The sequence below is a fragment of the Paenibacillus mendelii genome (assembly GCF_024498075.1).
GTDB classification, from domain to species: Bacteria; Bacillota; Bacilli; order Paenibacillales; family Paenibacillaceae; genus Paenibacillus_Z; species Paenibacillus_Z mendelii.
The window spans coordinates 540066-560712 of sequence record NZ_JANHOF010000004.1 but is presented as its reverse complement, the minus strand read 5'-3'; the positions used below and the strand labels follow the sequence as shown (position 1 = coordinate 560712).

The following is a 20647-nucleotide window of genomic DNA, read 5'->3' as shown; positions in this document are numbered from 1 at the left end:
TACATTGGGTAGGAGGATGATGATTATTATGGAAAATATGAATCAAGAACGGTTACCGGCAACGGCATCCGGCTCCAACATGACTAACTACGAAGAAACTTATAACCAGTTTGACCTTGCTCAAATCGAGCAGCAGTTCTCTTGGCATGCAACGGGAAAGGTCAACATGGCTTATGAAGCCATCGACCGGCATGTAGAACAAGGGCGCGGCGATAAGATAGCTCTTTATTATAGCGATAATCAGCGTGATGAATCCTACACGTTTGAGCAGCTCTCCAAACAATCGAACCGGTTCGCCAACGTACTGCGTAATCGCGGCATCGGGAAAGGCGACCGTGTATTTATATTTATGCCGCGGACGCCTGAGCTTTATTTCAGCCTGATCGGCACGCTGAAGGTCGGTGCAATCGTTGGACCGCTATTCGAAGCGTTCATGGAAACCGCTGTCAAGGATCGGCTGCAGGATAGCGAAGCTGTCGCAATCGTTACGACGCCTGCACTTCTGCCACGAATCCTTCGCAGTGAGCTGCCCGATCTGAAACATATCTTTGTCGTTGGTGACGATGTGCCCCAAGAGGAAGGTATCGTTGATTTCAACGCCGAGATGGCAGGTGTCTCCGATGAAGCAGAGATTGAATGGCTGGGCCGCGAGGATGGGCTGATTATTCACTATACCTCCGGATCCACAGGCAAGCCAAAAGGCGTATTCCACGTTCAGAATGCTATGATCCAGCATTATTTTACCGGACAAGTTGTACTTGACCTGCAGCCTGACGATATCTATTGGTGTACAGCCGATCCGGGCTGGGTAACGGGTACTTCGTACGGAATATTCGCACCTTGGCTGAATGGAGCTACAAACGTCATTCGCGGTGGACGCTTTAGCCCGCAGGATTGGTACAATACGCTTCAGAAGTACCGTGTAACGGTCTGGTACAGCGCACCGACTGCATTCCGGATGCTCATGGGAGCAGGCGACGATGTCGTCAATCAATACGATTTGACTAGCCTGCGGCATGTGCTTAGCGTAGGTGAGCCGCTTAATCCCGAAGTGGTTCGTTGGGGGCAGAAGGTATATAATCAACGCATTCATGACACCTGGTGGATGACGGAAACGGGCGGTCAGTTAATTTGTAACTACCCTTGCATGGTTATTAAGCCCGGCTCGATGGGCCGTCCTGTTCCTGGCGTTCAAGCGACTATTCTTGACGATGCCGGCAACGAGCTCCCGCCATACCGGATGGGGAACCTGGCCATCAAGACGCCATGGCCGTCCATGATGCGCACAATATGGAATAACCCAGCTAAATACGAAGAGTACTTCCGTATTCCAGGATGGTACATTTCAGGCGATTCGGCTTATAAGGACGAGGAAGGCTACTTCTGGTTCCAAGGACGTATCGATGATGTCATCAACACAGCTGGCGAACGTGTTGGGCCTTTCGAGGTAGAGAGCAAGCTTGTCGAGCATCCAGCCGTCGCTGAGGCGGGTGTAATTGGTAAACCTGATCCAATGCGCGGTGAGATCATCAAGGCGTTTGTAGCGCTTCGTGAAGGCTATACAGCCTCCGATGAGCTAAAGGCTGAGATCACTCAATTCGTTAAGGTTGGCTTGTCCGCACATGCTGCTCCTCGCGAGATCGAATTTAAAGATAAGCTGCCGAAGACACGCAGCGGCAAGATCATGCGCCGTGTTCTGAAGGCGTGGGAGCTTAACCTCCCGACTGGAGATTTATCGACCATTGAAGATTAAGATCTGATTGTTATAAGCCAACTGGAGCAATTTCCGGTTGGCTTATTTTTTTTCATAAGCGGGTACGGAAGCTGATGCAGTCTTGCAATGAAACAAGAAAGGCTTCTGTCGATTCGGATAGGTTACGCATTGCAGCGTATGTTTCCGAAAGACAGAAGCCTTATTGTTATTTCAATTCGATTGTTGAGGAGGAGCGTGATTCCCCGAATTCGTTAACAGCCGTGACGCGGAATAGACCGCTAGTCATGGGGGATACGTATTCGAATCGAGAATCTTGCGTAGTGCCCAATTGCTTGAACCTTCCCTTGCCGTCTTCGCTGTAATAGACTTTATAACCGGTCACCTGTTCGGAAGCCGCGTTGGCGGTCCATGTCAGGCGGATTCCGATCTCGGTGCGTTCCGCCGTTACATCGACTGGAGCAACAGGAGCAGTATTACCGATTGAATTGCTCTCGCCATCCGAAATCGTTGTGCCGCTTCCGTTACTACCCGTGGACGTATCCGATCCGGCTGGCGGCTGGATCGGGCCGCCGTTGGATGAGACGATGGCACTTGGAGCTGATTCTCGTCCGGCTACGTCAACGGCAGTCACATAATAAGTGTACGTGATGCCGCTGTTGGTATAGTTCACGAAGCGGGTGTCTTCACCAGTAATAACCGGCGAGCCTACATTCGCGTATGCAGATTGGTTCAGCGAACGATAGAGACGATAACCAACGACATCTCTCTCAGGTGAAGCCGAGAAGGAGATGCGGTAAGCGCTCTGTCCGCTTACAGGCTCAATCCGGACATTGGGTGGAGCTGATGGGGCGCCTCCGTCATCGACCCGAGGATCGGTCTTGGAAGGCGCATCGTTAGATGCATCCCTCGGCAAGTAGAAGCTGAGCGCGCGCCTGCTCTTGGCCGGCAGCGATGCCTGTGCGGCTTCGATTTCCTGCATGAGCACATCGAGAGGTTTTTCTCGTTTAATAACGAGCTGCTCGCGAACCATATCGGACGGTGTCGTTGGCTTAGGAATATAATTGACTCCGTTATACGGGATATACGCCATTTTTACTAGCGCATCATCGCGTTCCTTGGGAAGGAAATCTTTATTAAACAAATCAGTGACCAGCTTACCCATCTGTCTGGTCAGATCAGTAGGGAGCTTGCCGCTGACACTCGATACCGTCGCTTTGACGATTCCTTCAGGCTTCTTAAACTCCTTGGTAGGGAAGAGCTCAGGCTTTTCTTCCGTTACCTTGTTCATGATCAGCGTCCAAATGTTTCGTGCACGGGTACGACCGTCCTTCGATAGGGTATGGACCTGTCTCTCATAGCCTGCCCAGATACCGAGCGTAATGTCAGGTGAGTACCCCATGAACCAAACGTCGCCATAGTCTTGCGTCGAGCCGGTTTTGCCGACGATTGGAATCTTGCCATAGTTCTTGAATTTCGAAGTAATCGCGTGAGCCGTGCCATTCGCATCGGAAATAACGGTTCTCAACATATCTGTCATTAGAAATGCGGTACGCTCTGAAAAGACGCGAAGCGGTTTGTTTTCATGCTGATAAACAATATTTCCTTTGGAATCGGTTATTTTGCTAATCATATAAGCATCATTCAGTACGCCTTCATTGGCGATGGAGCCGTATGCGTTGGTCAGCTCCTCTACAGAAACACCGACGCTCAAACCGCCGATAACGCCGGTTTGCGCATACTCATCAGCAGGCTTGATGCTGGTGATGCCGAGCTTGCGTGTGAATTTCCAAGCCTCCGAAATCGTTACTTTCTGGTTGTACACCTTGAGCGCGGGCATATTGAGCGACCGGTTCAAGGCTTCCCGGGCAGTAACGAGACCGTAGTACTTATTATTGGAGTTCTTCGGTATGTGGAACCCCTTCTGACCGTCCTTCAGTACCATGGTCGTATCGTCCAATATGCTTCCGGGCTGTACAAGCCCTTTCTCGATTGCCGGCAGATAGGCTGCGATCGTCTTCATCGTCGAGCCAGGCTGACGGGTCATCTGAGTGGCATGGTTCATCTGCTCCAGATAGAAATCCCTGCCTTCCAGCATACTTACAATCGCGCCGGTTTTGTGATCCAGCATAATGGCGGCGATTTGCTCCACACCTTTCTCTTTGCTGTCCGGTGTGAAGTTCTCAGGATTCGAACCGATCTCATGCATAATGTTATAAATTTTCTTGTCGATTGTCGTATAAATGCGATAACCGCTTCGGAGCAGCTGTTCCCGCGCTTCTTCAAGCTTAGGGGAGTTTTCCTTCTTGCGCACATCCACAAGTGTCATACTCGGATTCTTCTGCATGACCAGGATCTCCGCTGCTTGCCGCTCCGCTTCGAGCATTAAGTAAGGGAATGTGGAGTAGGCCTTCTGCACCGGTTTGGCGAGTGTTGCCCGGATATCGAATTTGAGCGCTTCATCATATTGGGCGCTTGTGATTCGATTCGTCTCCAGCATGCGTCCCAGAACATTCTTCTGACGTTCCATGGCGAGCTTGAAGCCCTGCTCACTGAATTTGCCCTTGCTGGTGAAAGCCGTGTATGCAGATGGACGCTGCGGCAATCCAGCCAAATAAGCGGCTTGAGCGATGCTTAGCTTGTTCAAATCGGTGATGTTGAAGATGCCCTTCGCTGCCGCTTTGATCCCATACAAATTGTATCCGTTCGCTCCAGTGCCGAACGGTACTTTGTTCAAGTATGCGGTTAAGATCTCGGGTTTCGTTAAGAAACGCTCCAGTCGCAAGGATAAGAATATTTCTTTTACTTTGCGGCTGTCGGTCTTATCGAGGTTTAGAAAGACGCGCCGGGCTAATTGTTGTGTGAGCGTGCTGCCGCCGGTCTGTGTATCCTCATTAAACAGCTTCTGCTTCACGGCCCGTCCCAATCCGTTAATATCGACTCCGATATGCTTATCAAAGTTATTGTCTTCTGTCGCCAATACGGCGTCAATGACAAAATCGGGCAAGTCTTCATACTCGATTAAACGGCGATCTTCTTCCGTTCGAAGCTGACCAACCGGTGTTATACCATCGTTAAAATATACGAAGCCGGTGATCGCGTTTTCATTAATTTTTCCTTCTATTTCCGCTCTGGAACGGATGGGCTCGTCTTTGACGAAGGAGGCTACATAGCCGGTCAGTATTCCTCCTGTAAACAAGCCGATCAATAATCCGAAAATAAAAATCCATTTTACGGTTATGAGCGTCACAAGGCCAAATGTCCGCCATCGGCTGTATCCATTTGCGCTCTGCTCACGTTCTTCTTCCATAAAGTTATACTCCTCCTCCGATTATCAGAGCTATTATAGCATAAATCGCCAAACGAAAGCAGGCATTGAGGCTCATTTTTCAGAAACCTCATGATTGGAATTCATTTGCCGGGGTGAACGTCTTGAGCGTTGACTTTCCATCTGGGTCTATGGTATAACGTATCAAAGCAATAATCATATGTCGAAAAGCTAAGACAGGCCACAGTAAAACTGTCGTACGACGATTCCAGAGAGCCGGTGGTTGGTGCGAACCGGTACGCGCTGCAGTTTGAATTACCGCCTCGAGCTGAACGGACGAACGCCAGACGGAGATGATCCGTCTGTACCATTAGTCCGCTTCCGGATTACAGTCCGTTACATAAATGAAGTGAGAGCTGCTTCTGATTGTTATATGGGCCGCTCTAACGAGGGTGGTACCGCGAGCAAATCCTTCTCGTCCCTTGAGGACGAGAAGGATTTTTTTTGTTTTTTAAATAGATAAAGGAGTGGAATTGTAATGGTGAAATGGGAACAATTGACGCCGGAGCAGCAGCTGGAGGTGGATCGACAATTGAATGCCATCCGCCGCGGTGTCGTAGAGATCGTACCGGAGGATGAACTGAAAGACAAAATTGCCAATTCCGTAGCAACCAATAAACCTCTAAAAGTGAAGCTGGGACTTGATCCATCCGCACCGGATATTCACATCGGACATACGGTCGTTCTGCACAAGCTTCGCCAATTTCAGGAACTGGGGCATGACGTGCAGCTTATCATTGGCGATTTTACAGGGCGGATCGGAGATCCAACCGGTAAGTCCGAAACCCGCAAGCAGCTTAGTGAAGAAGACGTGAAACGGAATGCGGAGACATACCAGGTCCAAATATACAAAATCTTGGATAAAGCCCGGACGACGGTGTACTACAATTCCGAGTGGCTCGGAGCGTTGAACTTTGCTGAAGTTCTGACATTGTCAGCCAAGGTGACGGTAGCACGCATGCTGGAGAGGGATGATTTTAAGAAAAGATACCAGAACGGTCTGCCCATCGGTATCCATGAGTTTTTCTACCCCCTCATGCAGGGCTATGATTCCGTAGCGCTTGAGACGGATGTGGAGCTTGGCGGAACGGATCAAACGTTCAACCTGTTGATGGGGCGTGTGCTGCAGAAGGAGTACGGCAAATCGCCTCAGGTGGCGATCACGACACCGCTTATCGAAGGACTGGACGGCGTGCAGAAGATGAGCAAGAGCCTGGGGAATTACATCGGAATCGACGAAGAACCGAATCAAATCTACGGGAAGGCCATGTCGGTGCCGGATGAATTGATGGTGAAGTACTACGAGCTAGCTACCGACTTGTCCAATGAGCAGCTGGAGGCGCTTCGTCAAGGGCTGGCCGACGGTACCACGCATCCACGCGATGCCAAGATGCAGCTGGCTCGCACCTTTGTTCGGATGTACCATGGCGAAGAAGCAGCCCAAGCAGCGGAGCAGCATTTTGTTACTGTATTTCAGCAGCGTGCCCTTCCGGAAGATATCGAAGAGATGGTTATACCCGCGAATGAGCTGGAGGAAGGCCGGATCCGAATCGTGAAGCTGCTGATGGTACTAGGCTTGCAATCCTCAACCAGTGAGGCGAAGCGGAGCGTTCAGCAGGGCGCAGTCAAGCTTAATGAAGAAAAATTAAATGATCCGATCAGCGAGGTAACCCCGCAAACCGGGGATGTGCTGCAGGTTGGCAAACGCAAATTCGTTAAGCTCATCGTTGGCTAGTCTTACTGCAGGCTTGTCGAATGACGGCAGGGTTTCGAAACCTTTGGCCGGTTTAAGCGTAATAAATATCGGAACAGCTTCTAATATCTGGATAACGATCGGAGGGGGAGGTGGCAATGGAAGCACTATTCTGGTCCTGTATGGTCGGAGGGATTCTGTTCGCGGTCGTAAGTGTAATTTTCGGGGATTGGCTCAGTTTGGCACTCGACGGTATGCTCGATTTTCTTTCCTTAGACGGTCACCATTGGCTGCAGCCGATGTCTGTAGTCGGCGGTATTACTGTCTTCGGCGGGGCAGGGCTGCTGCTGTACCGTTACAGCCCGCTGGGCGATGCGGTGATCATCCTGCTGTCGATCCTGATTGCAGTTACTGCCGCCGTACTTGTCTATTTTCTCTACGTTCGACCTATGGAACGAAGTGAAAACTCGACCGGTTATTCCATGAAGGAGCTTACAGGTGCGATTGCGGAGGTGCTGGTACCTGTACCAGTCGGCGGTTATGGCGAGGTCATGATCAAGGTTGGGGCCGGTCGCACCAATCACATTGCGGCAAGCTATGAGGGGGACAGCATACCTACTGGAACGCGTGTTGTCGTAGTCGATGTGAAGGAAGGCGCGTTAATGGTTTCGAAGCTGGATTTGTAAGAGATGAAGCGAATGTGAGAGAGGAGAATGTGAGTTGGAATTGCCGGAATACTTATATATCCCCATTATTGTCGTGGGTGTGTTGATCGTTCTAGGTTTAGCTTTCTGGGCGAGATACAAGACAGTGGGCCCGGACGAAGCGATGATTGTAACGGGTTCATTCTTGGGCAGCAAGAACGTAGATATTGATGAAACAGGAAGAAAGATCAAGATTGTACGAGGCGGCGGGGCGTTCATCCTGCCTATCTTTCAGAAAGCCGATTTCTTGTCGCTGCTCTCCCACAAGCTTGATGTCTCGACACCGGAGGTATATACGGAACAGGGCGTTCCGGTCATGGCAGACGGGGTAGCCATTATTAAAATCGGCGGTGCGGTAGAGGATGTAGCAACAGCCGCGGAGCAATTCATGGGCAAGCCTACGGAAGCGCTGAAGAGTGAAGCTCAAGAGGTGCTGGAAGGGCATCTGCGAGCCATTCTCGGAACCATGACCGTTGAAGAGGTTTATCGCAACCGGGATAAGTTCGCTCAGGAAGTGCAGGGCGTTGCCGCCAGAGACCTCAAAAAAATGGGTCTGCAGATCGTCTCCTTCACGATTAAGGATCTTCGTGATAAGCACGGTTATCTAGACGCGCTCGGGAAGCCAAGAATTGCGGCTGTTAAGCGCGATGCCGATATTGCTGAAGCGGAGGCTATCCGGGATTCCAGAATTCAGAAGGCGCGCGCCGAAGAGGAAGGTCAGAAGGCCGAGCTGCTCCGCGATACGAACATTGCGGAAGCTTCCAAGGAGAATCAGTTGAAGGTAGCGTCCTTCAAGAAGGATCAAGATATGGCGAAGGCTGAAGCGGATCAGGCGTATGCAATCCATGAAGCCCGTGCCAAGCAATCCGTGGTTGAGGAGCAGATGCAGGTTGAAATCGTCCGCAAAGAGCGGGAAATCGATCTGGAGACGAAAGAAATTCTTCGTCGTGAGAAGCAATATGACTCTGAAGTGAAGAAGAAAGCGGATGCTGACCGGTATGCTGTTGAGCAAGCGGCGGAAGCCGATAAAGCGAAGCGTCTTCGGGAAGCAGATGCACTGCAATACCGGATTGAAGCTGAGGCGAAAGGTCATGCGGAGCAGAAACGGCTGGATGGTCTCGCGGTTGCGGATGCCGAGCGCGCTAAGGGTACAGCGGAGGCAGAGGTTATACGTCTTCGTGGCTTAGCGGAAGCGGAAGCGAAGGAGAAGCTGGCCATAGCGTTCGAGAAATTTGGCGAAGCGGCAGTTCTCGATATTATCGTCAGGATGCTTCCAGAGCTTGCCGGCAAAGTAGCAGAGCCGCTCAATAATATCGATAAACTTACGATCGTGGATACCGGTCATGGCGAGGGCGCAGCACGTCTAAGCAATTATGTTACTTCATTAATGGCAACGGCGCCCGAGATGTTGAAGGATGTGTCAGGCATCGATTTGACTGCACTAATTAAAGGTTTGACCAGTACTAAAGCTTCTGCCAGCGGCACAGCGGTTACTCCGCTACCTGCCCCAATTAAGCCGATTCCCGCACCACAGAGCGGGCCGGTAACCAATGTCACCGAATAAATGAATGGAAGGAGAAGAGGTTATCCTGCAAGGACATATCGTCCACGGATAACCTCTTCTTGGTTTTCCATAAAAGAACGGGGCTGTCCAAGACATCTGCAAGCAGATGTGCTGGACAGCCCCGGTTTTATTAACGGCTGTAGAATTCGACGATTTGTTTCTCGTCAATTTCTTGTGGAAGCTCAGCGCGCTCAGGAATGCGAACGTACTTGCCTTCCAGTGCAGCTTCGTTGTATTCCAAGTAGTTCGGAAGGTAGTTGCGGCCTTCCAATGATTCTTTGATCGTTTTGAGACCACGGCTGCGCTCACGCAGGCCGATTACGTCGCCAACCGATACCGAGTAAGAAGCGATGTCAACTTTTTTGCCGTTTACAGTCACGTGACCGTGGGAAACGAGTTGACGGGATCCTGCACGGGAGTTCGAGAAGCCAAGGCGGTATACGAGGTTGTCCAGGCGGCTCTCGAGAAGCGCCATGAAGTTTTCACCCGCAATACCTTTCATTTTGGTAGCTTTGTCAAACAGGTTGCGGAATTGTTTTTCGTTCATTCCGTACATGTGGCGAAGCTTTTGTTTCTCTTGCAACTGCATGCCATAACCGCTCATTTTTTTGCGTTGTGTTGGACCGTGCTGACCCGGAGGGAAAGCGCGTTTCAATTCTTTGCCTGTTCCGCTCAAGGAAATGCCTAGACGGCGGCTTAGTTTAAATTTAGGACCTGTATATCGTGACATGTGTCGTAAAACTCCTTCTTCAAATGGGATGTTTGAAAATGGGTGTTTCGCCGAGTGCTGTCTGCGTTCGATCGGTCTTACCGATGAAGCCCTGATAGGCATGTTCAGCCGCAGTCCTGCCAGTGACAGTCTCTGTGAGGGTGACACAAAACCGTTCCCAATATTCAAGTATAAATTCTAATGAATTCAAGAGGTAAAGTCAAGGAAAACAACTGGGAAAGTTCATGTTTTGTGGGGAACAAAAAAGGAAGGAATGTTACCGGATAAAGCGAGCAAATAAAAAAGATATGAAGTGAATCTAAAGACCTAGTGAATAGAGCCTATTATAGTGCAATAATCTCACAGTTGCGCTATGATAGATAAAAGAATGTAAGATGTGAAAAGGTGGGGCTGCGTCATGCGAAAATCGATGCTTATCGGCGAACCGACGATTCTTGACCGCTCGGCGGAATATCAAGGCAACACGCAGCAGCCAGCGATTTGGTATGTGAATGAAGATATTCAGGATACAGACGAGCCTTATATCGTCCCCTTGCTGGAGGATAGCTTTCACCAGTGGCTGGAGGAATCCGCTCCTTCTTCGCTGCTGGGGTTGAGGCTTCTGTTTGATGCTCAGGGACAACAGCTTGCCGCAGGCGGTGATATGAAGCCTGACAGAGTGCAATTTGACCGGATCGGCGAGCTGGTAAGAGAAGCTTGCGAAACGACCGAATGTATAAATTCCGAGGAAGCTATTATTATCCCGCTGAAGAAGCGATTCTCTAATCAGCCATTCGCGGCGCTTGCCTGGCTTGGAGTAAGCACGAGTGAAGGGGTTCTGGAATGGCTGAAGACAGCAGCCCTTCATTATATAACGATATTTTATCACCGGTTTGAACAGGTGTTCGTCCGGGATTTGATCAGGCAGCAGCAATACTTCGAGAAGGATGCGACCCGGCGCGATTCCTTGTATCAAGCAACTAAACGCCTTCATGATCAGATAGACGTGTCATCCGTCGTATGCGAGCTGATGATCATCATGGAGAATTGCTACCCCCATGCCGACTTTAATTTGTATTTATCGCAGGACTTCGTCAATGTCGATCAGCGGATCAAGCCGTTGTTTATTCGCAATACGGCCAATGATTTATATGAGAAGGCTTTTCTTGAAAGCAAGCCGAACCTGGAGCTGCACGATGACGGTACGGTAAGAGTTGGCATTCCAATGAGCGGCAAGCAAGCCGTATATGGCGTGTTAGGCATTACGATGAACCGTGAGCAATGGGACGAATCGGAGCTGAGGGCATTCGTCTTGCTTGCTGCCAGCGCGGGTTCGGCATTCGAGAATGCTAAGCTATATGAACAATCCAACTTGCTCATTGGCGAACTGCAGCTCATTAACGAGCTGACACAGCGTCTGAATCAGTCGCTGCGATTGAATGAGATTTTTGAGTTTACTACGAAGGAACTGCTGCAAATATTCAAAGCTGATTATTGCTGCGTGCTGCAGCTGAACCGCAGCGACAACAGTTTTCAAGTCATGTCGAGCAATCTCCCGGCAATCACGGCAGAGAATTTATCAATCGACTTTGGATACTCCGGAATTGTCTATCAAACGAAAGAGCCGATCATCGTATCCGATTATTGGAACACGCGTCTCGTGACGTCCCAATTGATGGAGACAACTGGCTCCCGTTCATTGATCGCAACGCCAATCATGGCGGGATCCGATATTGTAGGCGTTATTATGGTGGCCCATCAGAGCCCGAACTTTTTTTCATACGAAAACTACAAGCTGATACAGGTACTATCCACACATATAGGTCTTGCCATTTCTAATGCTTCTCTGCATGCTGAAGTTCGGCGGATGGTTATTACCGACAATCTGACAGGATTGCATGCGCGCCATTATTTGAACGAACAGATTCAAACACGACAACGCAAGGACCGCTGCGGCTCGCTGGTACTGGTTGATATCGATCACTTCAAGAAAGTCAATGATACCTACGGTCATCAGGTGGGGGATCAAATCCTGATCGCAGTGAGCGATGTTATTCGCTCCGTTATCCGAGAGAGCGATATTGCCGCGCGCTGGGGCGGGGAAGAGTTGGCCGTCTATTTGCCGCAGATTCGATCCGATCAGGCTCACAAAATCGCAGAACGAATCCGCTATCGTGTCGAAGCACTGACAGAGCCTCCGGTTACGGTATCGTGTGGGTTGTCGGAATGGTCCTTCGAGGACGAGAAGATAAGCGTGGAATCACTCTTCTACAAGGCTGACATGGCGTTGTATGGGGCGAAGAACAGCGGACGAAATCAAATTATTATCGATGGAGAATCATAATCATACGTACGAAGCGTGGAAGCAGATTCCACGCTTTTTTGTCATATCAGCCCTACATTCCAATCATTCGAATAATGTTCGGGGTAGCTACGAACGATAAACGGAGAACTTGTTCGTGATTGTTAATCAGGAGGCGATACCGATGAGAACACGGATGAAAACAGCTTTCTTCATAGCGCTGCTGGTTGTGATGCCAGGCTGCCAAACTACGATTCATGATAAAACACCTCAAGAGATGCTCTCCCTGACCGTTGCTGGGCTCGCGGCAGTGGATCGCTACACCTTTACAGGCACAACCGCCATCTACGGGGCGGATGCTTCCTCGGCCAAGCCTATTACCTTCCAGGGGTCTGTAGAAGACCATAACCGAGTTCAGGTGCAGTCGAGCGAAATGACTGCAACTGCGAATATTGTGCACCACCCATACAGTCTGCTGAAGCAAATCGAGGACACTGCAAATACGACCGAAGAGATTGCAGCCTTATCAAGCGATAGGACGGCCGTTCTTCGGATTGAAGCGGATCAAGCTGCGGCGCGCCGCAAATGGATTACGGAGATGAACGAAGCTTTCGAACGATCGGTCAAGGACGACAAGACCGCTGCGGACGGTCATCGAAGGCTCACTGTGAATGAAAGCAGCCGTTCAGACTATGAACAAGAGCGTGCAACAGAAATTAGCCGGCTGAGAAAGCAGCTGGGGGAAATGCTGCATTCCTTGGAGGTTCAGACGAGCTATCGTCTTGTTGTCGACCGCAAACGGCTGTTGCCGTTGAAACTTCAGGAGCATACGGTGCTCCAATATAAGGTGGAAGGCCAATCTCAGCGAGAAGAACGCAAAGCTGAACTGGCATTTATTACAGATTGACGATAAAGTGCAGGGCCAAATGAAACGTGATAGGATAAATAAGAGAATAATTAATGAAGGATGTGTACACGATGCGCGATAACCGTTTGCAGAAGCTGGCTTCGAATTTGGCCGGTTATTCGATTGATGTTCAACCTGGGGATAATGTGCTCATTGATATGATTGGCTCCGAACGGGAATTAGTGAAATGCCTCATCGAAGAAGTAGCCAAGCGCGGCGGACGCCCATTTGTAGAAACAAGTGACCGTTCTGTCCTCCGAACGATGCTTCAGCATGCAACCAAAGAACAAATTGAGCTTTGGGCGGAGTTCGATCTGAAGCGTATGGAAGCTATGCAGGGCTATATCGCGATACGTGCTGGCGGCAACGCCAATGAATTGGCTGATGTGCCGAGCGAGAACATGCAGATGTATGAGCGTCTGTACCGTCACCCGATTCATTCCGAGCGGAGAGTCAAGCATACCAAATGGGTTGTCTTGCGTTACCCGAACGATTCTATGGCGCAGCTGGCCAATATGAGCACGGAAGGATTCGAGGACTTTTATTTCGACGTATGCAATCTGGATTATGCCAAGATGGATCAGGCGATGGATCCGCTTGAGGCGCTCATGCAGCGGACCGACCGTGTCCGGATCGTATCTCCCGGGACGGATCTCACGTTCTCGATTAAAGGAATCGGCGCCAAAAAATGTGCCGGACTCCGCAACATACCGGACGGCGAGGTGTTCTCGTGTCCCGTTCGTGACAGCGTTCAAGGAAAGATTACATATAACGCGCCGTCGCTGTACTCAGGCGTGACCTTCGAGCATATTTCCTTCACGTTCAAAGACGGTCGAATTATCGAAGCGACATCCAATGATACGGGGAAGCTGAACGAAATATTGGATACGGATGAAGGCGCCCGTTATATAGGCGAGTTCAGCATCGGGTTTAATCCGTATATTCTGCACCCAATGAAAGATATTCTGTTCGACGAGAAAATAGCCGGAAGCTTGCATTTCACGCCAGGCCAAGCGTATGAGGAAACAGATAATGGTAACCGGTCGGCGGTTCATTGGGATCTCGTTCTCATTCAGCGCCCGGAATACGGAGGCGGCGAAATTTATTTTGACGATCGGCTGATTCGGAAGGATGGCCGGTTTGTCATACCGGAGCTCGAAGCGTTAAATCCAGAAAATTTGAAGTAAAAGTCCCTTGTACGAGAATCGAAATAGGGTTATGATGGAGGAAAGCTTTTCTAGCAGCTTTAACTACTACTGGAGGGATCCCTATGTCCAACAACGCGGCAATCGTAGACATTTCCCAGACGGCTAATAAATTTAGGTCGTCAATCGTTCTCCAAGCCGAGAACAAATATATCGACGTCAAAAGTATACTCGGTCTGTTCACCACGTTGGTTGGCGGACACTCCTATGAGCTGCATGTTCACGGTCCAGATGCAGAGGAAGCGCAAGCTGCAATGGCGGAAGTATTCGCCAAGCATAGTCTCGATATCAAAATCGTAACCGAATAAGAGCTCCAAATTTTTCAAGGCACCGCACTGTTTTTAATAACAGTGTGGTGCTTTGTTGTTTTGTCCTTGTGTATTGGATGCTTTTTGTTTAATATAAAAGGTATAGAAGACGGCGAGCAATACGCACAAGGGGGAGTACGATGTCTTCATCCGAAGTTCTCATCCATTTGAACCAAAAAGCGCTCAATCTCCTTCAGGAAGATGCCTATAAAATCGAAAAGCTGATTGAAGTCCAAATGGAGCATTTGACGACAAGACAATGTCCGCTCTATGAAGAAGTGTTGGACACCCAAATGTATGGCTTCTCCAGAGAAGTTGACTTTGCCGTTCGTGCAGGACTGGTGTCGGAGACGACGGGCAAAGAAATCATTAGCAAGCTTGAACGCGATTTGGCAAAGCTTTATGAAGCGCTGAACAACAAGTAGAAGCCTCTTTCTGGAGGCTTCTTTTTTGTGAAAATGAAAGAAGCCGTCCCGTTCGGGAAGCGGCTTCTTTCTAATGCGCTCTACACAAGATAGAACGCGAATCCGAGAATGACATAAACCATGATTAATAAGACGCCCTCGTACCAGTTTGTTCTGCCATCCCTGGAAATGGATTTAGCAATAAAGACAGACACACCAATTGCTGCGAGCTCGATCGGAGTGAACAGAATATCCATCGGTTTACCGAACAGCAGGCTGATAAACACGAGAGCAGGAGCGACAAACAGCGCAATCTGCAAGCTGCTTCCGATGGCGATCTCGACAGCAGCGCCAATCTTGTTCTTCATCGCGAGCATGACCGCAGCACTGTGCTCTGCTGCGTTACCTACAATCGCGATTACGAAGGCCCCAATAAACAGCTCGCTCAGGCCAAATTCCGTTGTGAATGTGTGCAAGGTCCCTACCAGCCACTCACTGACAAAGGCGGTCATAACCGTGGCGACGATCAGAAAGAGAACCGACCTGCCTTTGGACCAGGCTGCAGTCTCGCCGTGATCTGCAGAGGTCTCTTCCACATCCGAGAGGATGTCCTTGTGCGTTACCATGGAGAAGACGAGCCACAGCACATACGCAATGATGAGAATGCCGGCGACGGATAGGCTGAGCATCTCATCCTTCTCTGGGGAGAAATGTTGATTCGTGACAAACATAGCCGGAATGAATAGTCCGATAACGGCCAGAATCATTAAGGACGAATTATGACTGGCCAGTTGTATGTTAAACCGCTGTTCCTTGAATTTTAAGCCTCCAAGAAGAACGCTCAATCCAAGAACGAGCAAAAGATTACCGATAATGGCGCCGGTAAGACTCGCCTTGACCATATCGAAGAGGCCTTCCTTGACAAGGAATATCGCGATGATCAGTTCCGCGGCATTGCCGAATGTGGCATTGAGGAAGCCGCCCAGCCGCTGGCCAGCGTAGTGAGCGACGCTCTCGGTCGCTTTGCCGAGGAAGCCTGCGACGAATAAGATTGCAAGAGCGGATAAGATGAACTGCGCAATCGGGTCCCAATGGGCATAGTGAGCGACACCGCTTAGAACGAACAGGACAATTAATGCAGTGAAAAAGAGTTTTTGATTCATCGGTCACACCTCATCCATTTAATTTAATTGGGCAATTCTGTTAAACAATATAACCAAAAAAACGGTGCATGTAAACTTAGATCCCGGAAAACAGGGGGAGCCTTGATTCGTTGAGTTGCTTCTATTACAATGGAAACATAAGGCGAAAAGGAAGTGTGTGGCATGACAGAAGAACTTCAAACCGGTATTATTCGTATCGCAGATGACGTAGTCGCCACCATTGCGGGACTTGCAGCGCTGGAAACGCCAGGAATCGCTGGGATGTCGGGCGGAATTTCGGAAGGACTTGCAAAGCGATTAAGCGGCAAGAACGTGCAGAAGGGTATATCCGTCGAAGTCGGGCAGCTTGAGGCCGCAATCGATCTGCGTATTATTGTAAAGTATGGCATTCCCATTCAAGAAGTATGCCGAATCTTGCAAGAAAATGTACGTGAAGCGGTAGAGAACATGACAGGACTTCAGGTCGTTGAAGTGAATATTAAGGTAGAAGGCGTTGCGTTCAAAGAAGAGGAATTGGATGATCTGAACCGCGTCAAATAGGAACTTCAGCCGCTTCGGGATGGATCATATTCCTGAATAAGCGGACTACAAAAAGAAACAGCGCACTTTTAGATGCGCTGTTTCTTTTTGTAGTTGGTCGAGGTCTTATTGTCCTGTCTATAGTACTCGCGGGAAATGCTGAGCAGAACACCCATGGCTGCGAGCGAGACGAGCAAGGAGGAACCGCCATGACTGATGAACGGAAGCGTAACCCCCGTAATTGGCATCGTTCCGGTAACGCCTCCGATGTTAATGATTGTCTGAAGAGCAAGCAGGCTGACAATACCAACCCCGACGATCGTTCCATAGCTGTCGGGACATCGCAGTGCGACAAGTAAGCCTCGCCATAAGAAGAAGAGATAAAATAATAGAAAGAGCAAGCTTCCGATAAAGCCGAATTCCTCGGCAATAACCGAGAAGATAAAGTCACTGTAGGCATAAGGCAAATATTTCAGCTTCTGTACGCTGTGACCGAAGCCGGCTCCTGTCAATCCGCCGTGCCCGAGAGCTTGCAGCGAACGGGACAAGTGGTACGTGGTCCCGAGTTCATCGCCCGTCGGATCCATGAAGGCGGTAAACCGATCGATACGGTAACTCCACGCATCCGGATCTTTCATCATGGAGATGCTAGCCCAGGCAGCCACAATAGAAGAAATGATAATGCCTGCAAGGAAAAGCTGCTTCAAATTTGCTCCGCCTGCGATGATAATAATAATCGCGCATCCGGCGATAACAATACATGAACCTAAGTCAGGCTGAAGCATGATAAGTCCGCAGATGAAAGCGACAATGACGAAAACCGGCAGCAGTCCTTTTTTGAAATCCCGAAATTTGTCGCCCTTCTTGGAGATGAGCGAGCCCAAATAAAGAATAAGACCCAGCTTTGCAAATTCCGTCGGCTGAACCCCGAATGAACCGATGCCGAACCAGCTTCTTGCACCATTCCTGACTTCACCGATAAACGGCACGAGTAAGAGCATGATCACAACCGGAATAAAGTAAAGAATGAAGCCCTTCTTAAAGGCTGTATAAGGGATGTTCATGATGAAGAACATTAAGCCGATACCAACTACCGCAAAAAGCAGCTGCCGCTTCGTAAAGTAAAGCGCGTCGAAGTTGAATTCCTTCGAAACGACGGCGGTATTGGAGCTGGCGCTGAATACCATGACGAGGCCAAAACCGACGAGTAGAAGCGTGAGGACGAGAAGTAAGAAATCCGGCCTGCCGCGCAGGCCGTTCGTCTTTGTTTTCATCTGGGGACCTCCCCGCCCTAGGCGAGAAGTTTTTTCAGTTCTTGCAGTCGCTGTGTCGCAGCATTAAGGATCGGCTGCGGTACAGGCGACTCATAGTCTAGTCCGTGCGGGAAAGTGGCTCGTCCTATGTAAATCGCTTCCACCTGCAGAACTGCGTAAGCAGACTCCAGCTTGCCTTCGATGGCACGAGTATTAACGCGGAGGAAGTATTCCTGCTGGTTAGCGCGGTCTTCCAGCTTCAGGTCGTAGGTTGCACGGTAGTATTCCCACTGCCAGCGAACGAAGCCGAGTTTCTCAGCGGAATCGTCGAGATGGGCAAGCTCACTAGTCAAGCCATTCAGGCCTGTATTCTCAATAATCATTAATGGTCCTCCTAAAGTTTTGTGTGTTGTACGCAATTTAGTGTGCTTACGCGGCCGAAGGAGCGGATAGAGTAATACTCACATCGATAGCGAAGGCTGCGTCTTATGTGTGTACCGGTTCATAGGCTGCGTAAAGCTATGCGATACGCGCTTTGAAAGCGTCAGACCTAGCATCAGGGCAGGTTTCTTTATCCATGATAGTATGTTTCCCCACCCAGTGCAAGCCTTAGTCAGGCCGCTGGAATGAGCGAAAAGTGACATTTTTACGAAATTGCTGGAAGAACGATTGCAAATCACTTTCGGGAGCGGGAATCGTTCTGGTACAATAGGGTATAGAAGAGGCAAGGGCGAGGAGGTTAGCGAGCATGATGGGCACGAATGCGGACATTGAACAATCGCTACAAACCGTCTACCCGGATATGGTACAGTGGCGCAGATATTTACATCGGCACCCGGAGCTTTCCTACAAAGAGCAAGCAACATCGGTGTGGATCGCGCAGAGATTAAGAGAGATCGGGTGCGACGTCCGCGAGCAGGTAGGCGGTTATGGACTTATCGCCACCATCCATGGCACCCAGCCGGGGCCGGTTGTCGCGCTGCGTGCGGATATCGACGCACTCCCGATCCAAGACGAGAAGAAGTGTGAGTATGCCTCAACAGTACCGGGCGTGATGCACGCCTGCGGACATGATGCGCATACGGCCACGATGCTGGGCATTGCCAGTTACTATGCCTCCCGTCGCGGTCACTTCGCAGGAGAGCGGCGGCTGCTGTTTCAGCCGGCAGAGGAGGTTACACCGGGCGGAGCCCTTGGCATGATCGCAGAAGGAGCGCTATCCGGCGTCGATGCCATTTATGGCGTCCATCTTTGGACACCGCTTGCATATGGTAAAGTTGCCACGAAAGGCGGCCCATTCATGGCTGCGGCAGATGAGTTCTATGTGGACATTATCGGCAAGGGTGGACATGGCGGTCTCCCGCACGAAACGATCGATACGATCGTAATTGGTTCAGGGCTGGTACAATCCCTTCAATCGATCGTCAGCCGCAATATGAACCCCTTGGAGCCTACCGTTGTAACCGTCGGATCGTTTCATGCCGGATCAACGGCGAATGTCATAGCCGAGCGCTGCAGCCTGAAAGGCACGGTCAGGACGTTTACGGAAGATGCGCGGCTGCGGATCCGGGAACGGCTGGAAGCCATCGTTCAGCATACGGGTGAATTATACGGAGCCGAGACGACGCTTGATTACCGGGACGGTTACCCGCCTGTGGTGAACGACGAAGCCGAAGCGCAGCGGTTTTTCCGGGTCGCAGCCGGGCAGTTCGGGAGTGATGCCGTTGAACAAGCTTCCTATATAATGGCCGGAGAAGATTTCACTTACTATCTGCAGAATGTCCAAGGCTGCTTCATGCTCGTTGGAGCAGGCAATCCTGACTGTGGAGCAGAATACCCGCATCACCATCCTAAATTTGATCTGGATGAGCGTTCCATGCTGATGTCCGCCCGTTTGATGATCGCAATGGCGGAAGATTTCGCTGGCAGTGACAAGTAACGAAGAAATCGATATAACATGGTACTGAAGTAACGACTTAGATTCATTCATGTAACGGTTAGGAGCGAACGCGTCAATCGGCATGTCCGAAGGCGCGTTCTTTTTCATGAGAGAGAGGGTCTGTCTATGAAGAGCTTTACACCATTTCTGACAGTCATTCTGTTGGTAAGCATACTATTAACCGGATGTGCGCAGGCCAACCAGCCTGCGGTGGAACCAAACGTGCAAAAAATGATTGACCAATACCCAGATTTGTCGGGAAAACCGTATACGATCGAGCAGGTGGACAGAGTCGTCGACGGGGATACGTTCGTAACATCGGAAGGGCATAAAGTGCGGCTCATCGGCGTAAACACGCCAGAGGTGAAAGGGGAGAGCAAGGAGCTCGGGCTGGAGGCAAGCGCATATACCGACAATCTTCTGAAGGGAAAGCGAGTGGTCTTGTTCCCGGATACAGGGGATACGGACAAGTATGGCCGGCTTCTCCGTTACGTGTTCCTTGAGCAGGATACGACGATGTTTAACGAACGTCTGTTAGTGGATGGCTATGCGTCCGTCATGACGATATCGCCTAATGTTACATATGCCGATTATTTCGTCACATTAGAACGTCAGGCGCGTAATGCCGGAGCCGGATTGTGGGGCGAGCCCAGCCAAGAAAAGCCGGAGGGAACCAAAGGGGGCAAGCCTGACGAATCGGCGGCAGCCTGCAAGGAACCGCAAATTAAAGGGAATGTCCGAGGAGACAGTAGAATTTATCACATGCCGGATGGCAAGTCCTACGGGCAAACGAAGGCGGAGCAGATGTTCTGTACCGAAGAAGAAGCCCAAGCCGCCGGATTTCGAAAAGCTTCGCGTTAAAGAATAAAATGGCTCCGAATCCTTCATACTGTCTAGAAGACGTAAACTGCAGCATTTTCCAGCAGTTACCGAGAGCC

The 20647-nt window shown here is 50.1% G+C and carries 17 protein-coding genes and 1 other annotated feature; of the genes, 12 read left to right on the top strand and 5 right to left on the bottom strand.

All coding sequences use genetic code 11. The features are described from left to right. Window positions 1–28 precede the first annotated feature (28 nt). Window positions 29–1753: an acetate--CoA ligase gene (acsA, locus tag NNL21_RS16820; protein ID WP_204818406.1), complete on the top strand. Its 1725-nt coding sequence runs from the start codon at window positions 29–31 to the stop codon at window positions 1751–1753. 166 nt (window positions 1754–1919) lie between these two features. Here the strand turns inward: acsA and NNL21_RS16815 are convergent, their stop codons facing one another. After that, on the bottom strand, window positions 1920–5021 hold the full coding sequence (locus NNL21_RS16815) for a transglycosylase domain-containing protein (RefSeq protein ID WP_204818405.1): 3102 nt from the start codon (window positions 5019–5021) through the stop codon (window positions 1920–1922). A 182-nt stretch (window positions 5022–5203) separates the two neighbouring features. Continuing rightward, window positions 5204–5465, top strand: a binding site (T-box leader). Window positions 5466–5520: 55 nt separating this feature from the next. Here NNL21_RS16815 and tyrS point away from each other — a divergent pair. The 3 genes from tyrS (at window position 5521) to floT (ending at window position 9000) form a co-directional block, all read left to right on the top strand. Beyond that, complete coding sequence (gene tyrS, locus NNL21_RS16810) at window positions 5521–6774, top strand: tyrosine--tRNA ligase (RefSeq protein ID WP_204818551.1); 1254 nt, start codon at window positions 5521–5523, stop codon at window positions 6772–6774. Between the two features lie 116 nt (window positions 6775–6890). Continuing rightward, window positions 6891–7418 carry an NfeD family membrane protein gene (locus NNL21_RS16805; protein ID WP_204818404.1) on the top strand — a complete coding sequence of 176 codons (528 nt, stop codon included), beginning with the start codon at window positions 6891–6893 and terminating at the stop codon, window positions 7416–7418. 40 nt (window positions 7419–7458) lie between these two features. Further along, complete coding sequence (gene floT, locus NNL21_RS16800) at window positions 7459–9000, top strand: flotillin lipid rafts scaffold protein FloT (protein WP_204818550.1); 1542 nt, start codon at window positions 7459–7461, stop codon at window positions 8998–9000. A 130-nt stretch (window positions 9001–9130) separates the two neighbouring features. On the opposite strand, the gene rpsD is transcribed toward floT, so the two are convergent. Beyond that, window positions 9131–9730, bottom strand: a complete 600-nt coding sequence (gene rpsD / locus NNL21_RS16795) for a 30S ribosomal protein S4 (protein ID WP_204818403.1) — start codon at window positions 9728–9730, stop codon at window positions 9131–9133. A 397-nt stretch (window positions 9731–10127) separates the two neighbouring features. Here rpsD and NNL21_RS16790 point away from each other — a divergent pair, with 397 nt between their 5' ends. From NNL21_RS16790 to NNL21_RS16770, 5 genes are all read left to right on the top strand, one after another. Then, the gene (locus tag NNL21_RS16790) at window positions 10128–12053 is read left to right on the top strand and encodes a sensor domain-containing diguanylate cyclase (RefSeq protein WP_204818402.1); all 1926 of its coding nucleotides are present in this window, start codon (window positions 10128–10130) and stop codon (window positions 12051–12053) included. Window positions 12054–12195: 142 nt separating this feature from the next. After that, window positions 12196–12918, top strand: a complete 723-nt coding sequence (locus tag NNL21_RS16785) for a hypothetical protein (RefSeq protein WP_204818401.1) — start codon at window positions 12196–12198, stop codon at window positions 12916–12918. A 71-nt stretch (window positions 12919–12989) separates the two neighbouring features. Then, window positions 12990–14105 (top strand): aminopeptidase, encoded by a 1116-nt coding sequence (locus NNL21_RS16780; protein WP_204818549.1) that lies wholly within the window; start codon window positions 12990–12992, stop codon window positions 14103–14105. A gap of 83 nt (window positions 14106–14188) precedes the next feature. Next, entirely contained in the window at window positions 14189–14431 is a 243-nt protein-coding gene (locus NNL21_RS16775; protein ID WP_204818400.1) for an HPr family phosphocarrier protein, read from the top strand. A gap of 140 nt (window positions 14432–14571) precedes the next feature. Continuing rightward, a complete protein-coding gene (locus NNL21_RS16770; protein ID WP_204818399.1) occupies window positions 14572–14856 on the top strand; it encodes an Fpa/YlaN family protein in 285 nt (94 codons plus the stop codon). Window positions 14857–14936: 80 nt separating this feature from the next. Here the strand turns inward: NNL21_RS16770 and cax are convergent, their stop codons facing one another. Further along, window positions 14937–15998: a calcium/proton exchanger gene (gene cax / locus NNL21_RS16765; protein ID WP_204818398.1), complete on the bottom strand. Its 1062-nt coding sequence runs from the start codon at window positions 15996–15998 to the stop codon at window positions 14937–14939. Between the two features lie 162 nt (window positions 15999–16160). On the opposite strand from cax, the gene NNL21_RS16760 reads away from it, so the two are divergent. Then, window positions 16161–16538 carry an Asp23/Gls24 family envelope stress response protein gene (locus tag NNL21_RS16760; RefSeq protein ID WP_204818397.1) on the top strand — a complete coding sequence of 126 codons (378 nt, stop codon included), beginning with the start codon at window positions 16161–16163 and terminating at the stop codon, window positions 16536–16538. A 68-nt stretch (window positions 16539–16606) separates the two neighbouring features. Here the strand turns inward: NNL21_RS16760 and ftsW are convergent, their stop codons facing one another. Together ftsW and NNL21_RS16750 are read right to left on the bottom strand one after the other, a co-directional pair. Further along, entirely contained in the window at window positions 16607–17791 is a 1185-nt protein-coding gene (gene ftsW / locus NNL21_RS16755) for a putative lipid II flippase FtsW (RefSeq protein WP_204818396.1), read from the bottom strand. A 17-nt stretch (window positions 17792–17808) separates the two neighbouring features. After that, window positions 17809–18153 (bottom strand): YugN family protein, encoded by a 345-nt coding sequence (locus tag NNL21_RS16750; protein ID WP_204818395.1) that lies wholly within the window; start codon window positions 18151–18153, stop codon window positions 17809–17811. Between the two features lie 368 nt (window positions 18154–18521). Between NNL21_RS16750 and NNL21_RS16745 the strand changes: the two genes are divergently transcribed. Both NNL21_RS16745 and NNL21_RS16740 read left to right on the top strand, forming a co-directional pair. Then, on the top strand, window positions 18522–19709 hold the full coding sequence (locus NNL21_RS16745) for a M20 metallopeptidase family protein (RefSeq protein ID WP_204818548.1): 1188 nt from the start codon (window positions 18522–18524) through the stop codon (window positions 19707–19709). Between the two features lie 126 nt (window positions 19710–19835). After that, a complete protein-coding gene (locus NNL21_RS16740) occupies window positions 19836–20570 on the top strand; it encodes a thermonuclease family protein (protein ID WP_204818394.1) in 735 nt (244 codons plus the stop codon). Window positions 20571–20647 lie beyond the last annotated feature (77 nt).